This is a genomic window from Stenotrophomonas sp. 2YAF22, assembly GCF_052114665.1.
GTDB lineage: Bacteria > Pseudomonadota > Gammaproteobacteria > Xanthomonadales > Xanthomonadaceae > Stenotrophomonas > Stenotrophomonas indicatrix.
In genome coordinates this window covers 1-3098 of record NZ_JBFRFE010000531.1, presented here as the reverse complement: position 1 = coordinate 3098, position 3098 = coordinate 1, and the positions used below count along the sequence as shown (strand labels likewise).

2 protein-coding genes are annotated in these 3098 nt (G+C 69.0%); both read left to right on the top strand.

Annotated elements, in window-relative coordinates; all coding sequences use genetic code 11:
* Nucleotides 1–192 precede the first annotated feature (192 nt).
* The gene (locus AB4Y84_RS17680) at nt 193–2241 is read left to right on the top strand and encodes an ATP-dependent DNA helicase (protein ID WP_442245006.1); all 2049 of its coding nucleotides are present in this window, start codon (nt 193–195) and stop codon (nt 2239–2241) included.
* 9 nt (nt 2242–2250) lie between these two features.
* A complete protein-coding gene (gene tsaB / locus AB4Y84_RS17675) occupies nt 2251–2964 on the top strand; it encodes a tRNA (adenosine(37)-N6)-threonylcarbamoyltransferase complex dimerization subunit type 1 TsaB (RefSeq protein WP_428704319.1) in 714 nt (237 codons plus the stop codon).
* Nucleotides 2965–3098 lie beyond the last annotated feature (134 nt).

Genomic DNA, 3098 nt, shown 5'->3' with positions numbered 1-3098 from the left:
CCGTGTCCGCGGCATGGATGCCGCGGCCAAACCCCCAGGGATGGGTTTACGGCGTCCCCGCAAACCCACAGCCCCCCGCCAGCCCTCAGTACAACCCAGAGCCATGAACAAACGCTGTTGCCGTTGCTTTTGCTTGTGTTCTGGCCTGAAACGGGTGCCGGGCAGCGCCCGGCCGGGTATCCTTTCCACCTGATGTCCGACCTTGTCCATGCCAGCCGCGAAGCCCTCAGCGAAGGCGGCGCGCTCGCCTCCCATCTGGACGCGTTCGTTCCGCGTCCTGCGCAGCTGCGCCTGACCGAGGCCATTGCCGCGTCGATGCAGCAGCGCGACCTGCTGCTCGCCGAAGCCGGTACCGGCACCGGCAAGACCTTTGCCTATCTGGTGCCGGTGCTGCTGTCCGGAATGCGCACCATCATTTCCACCGGCACGCGCGCGCTGCAGGACCAGCTCTACCACCGTGACCTGCCACGCGTGCGCCAAGCGCTGGGCGTCGGCCTGCGCAGCGCGTTGCTGAAGGGACGCAGCAACTACCTGTGCCGCTATCGCCTGCAGCAGGCACGCGGTGAACCGCGCTTTTCCAGCCCCGAACAGGCGGCACAGTTCCAGCGCATCCTGGCGTGGTCCGGTCGCTCGGATTCGGGCGATATCGCCGAACTTGATGGCCTGGCCGACGACTCGCCGCTGCTGCCGATGGTCACTTCCACCGTCGACAACTGCCTGGGCAACGAGTGTCCGTTCTGGGAGGACTGCTTCGTCGTGCGGGCCCGCCAGCGTGCCCAGGCCGCCGACCTGGTCGTGGTCAATCACCACCTGCTGCTGGCCGATCTTGCGCTGAAGCAGGAGGGCTTCGGCGAACTGCTGCCCGGTGCGCAGGCCTTCGTCATCGACGAGGCCCATCAGTTGCCCGAACTGGCCGCGCAGTTCTTCGGCGAGGGCTTCGGCATGCGCCCCTGGCAGGAACTGGGCCGTGACTGCCTGGTTGAAGCGCGCGGCGTGGGTGGCGCACAGTCGGCACTGCAGGAACCGGTCGATCATCTGCAGCAGGCGTTGTCTGCGCTGCGAGCTGCGATGGAGGGGCTGCCCGCGCGCGGCACGCAGTGGCGGGCATTGGCGATGCCGCAGGTACGCGAGGGTTTCGATGCGGTGATGTCCAGCCTGGTGGTGCTGGAGCAGGCATTGCAACCGCTGCGCGAAGCCGCTGCTGGCCTGGATGCCTGCCATGCGCGCGCACGTGAGGCGATTTCGCGGCTGGGCCGTTGGCTGGGGGATGAAGAACCCGCGCTCGACTTCGATGCCGATCCTGCAGAAGCGACCGCCGCCGCTGGTGACGTGCTCTGGTATGAACTGACCGCGCGCGGTTTCCGCTGCCAGCGCACGCCGATGGATGTGTCCGCGCCGCTGCGCGAACATCGCGAGCGCAGCCATGCAGCGTGGATTTTCACCTCCGCCACGCTGACCGTTGGCGGCGGCTTCGAGCACATCGCCACGCGCCTGGGCCTGGATGATCCACAGACGCTGGTACAGCCCAGTCCGTTCAACTGGCCCGAGCAGGCACTGTGCTACCTGCCTGAAGGCCTGCCGGATCCGGCTGCGCGCGGTTTCGGAACCACGCTGATCCAGGTGCTGCGTCCGGTGCTGCAGGCGTCGCAGGGCAGGGCGTTCCTGTTGTTTGCTTCGCATCGTGCGCTGCGCGAGGCGGCCGAGGCGCTGCGTGATGGGCCCTGGCCGCTGTTCGTGCAGGGCGAAGCGCCGCGCGCGACCCTGCTGCAGCGTTTCCGCGAATCCGGCAATGGCGTGCTGCTGGGCTCGGCCAGCTTCCGCGAGGGCGTGGATGTGGTCGGCGAGGCATTGAGCGTGGTGGTGATCGACAAGCTGCCCTTCGCCACGCTCGATGATCCGGTGTACGAAGCGCGGCTGGATGCCATACGCACCCAGGGCGGCAATCCCTTCCGCGACGAGCAGTTGCCGCAGGCGGTGATTGCCCTGAAGCAGGGCGTTGGCCGCCTGATCCGCAGCGAGACCGACCGTGGCGTGCTGGTGCTGTGCGACCCGCGCCTGCTCAACCGGGGTTATGGCAAGGTCTTCCTGCAGTCGCTGCCGCCGTTCCGGCGAACCCGGGCCCTGGCCGATGTGCAGGCCTTCTTTGCGCCACAATGGGCGCCCGTGGCAGATGCTGCTGCCCCGACCGCCGCCGTGGCGGGGCCGGAGCCGGCTCCCGGCGCCACGTTCCCCCTGTTCTGACCCGATCCGATGAAACTGCTCGCCTTTGAAACCGCCACCGAAGCCTGTTCCGTAGCCCTGCATGTGGATGGGCAGGTACTGGAACGCTTCGAGATCGCCCCCCGCCGGCATGCCGAACTGAGCCTGCCGTGGGCGGAGGAGCTGCTGGCCGAGGCCGGCATCAGCCGCCGCCAGCTGGACGGCATCGCGCTCAGCCGTGGTCCCGGTGCGTTCACCGGTGTGCGCTTGGCGATCGCGTTGGCGCAGGGCATCGCGCTGGCGCTGGATCGGCCGTTGTTGCCGGTGTCGACGCTGCAGGTGCTGGCGCTGCGCGCGCCGGTGGAAGAGAACCAGATCCTGTCGGCGATCGATGCGCGGATGGGCGAGTTGTACGTGGCGCGCTTCGAGCGCGTGGATGGACTGCCGGTGGCGCGGGATGCCGAGCGCGTGTGCGTGCCGGCGGCGGTGTCGTTGCCGGAAGCCGCGTCCGTCTACGGCGTCGGCACCGGGTTTGCCGCGGCCGAGGGCGCGCTGGTCGCGCAACTGGGGGCTGGCCTGCGCCGCTTCGATGCGACGGCGCTGCCGCGTGCAGCGGATGTGCTGGCACTGGCGGTACCGGCGTTCGCGCGCGGCGAAGGCATTGCGCCGGAGAAGGTCGAGCCGGCGTACCTGCGTGACAACGTGGCGCTGACGCTGGTCGAGCAGCAGGCGGCGCGGGATGCCAAGGCGAAGGCCAACGGCTGAGCCCCTCGTGGCGGGTGGTGGGTCGCTGAAAGCAGAAGCCGTGGGTTGGCCGGGCGGGTGGGCTACGCAGGGGACGCCGTGAATACGTCCCTGTAGGCTCGGGCGCGCCATCCATGGCGCTTACGCCCCTGCGC

Coding starts and splice junctions, on each gene's coding strand:
- AB4Y84_RS17680 (WP_442245006.1), top strand. CDS start 193: ATGTCCGACCTTGTCCATGCCAGCCGCGAAGCCCTCAGCGAAGGCGGC.
- tsaB (WP_428704319.1), top strand. CDS start 2,251: ATGAAACTGCTCGCCTTTGAAACCGCCACCGAAGCCTGTTCCGTAGCC.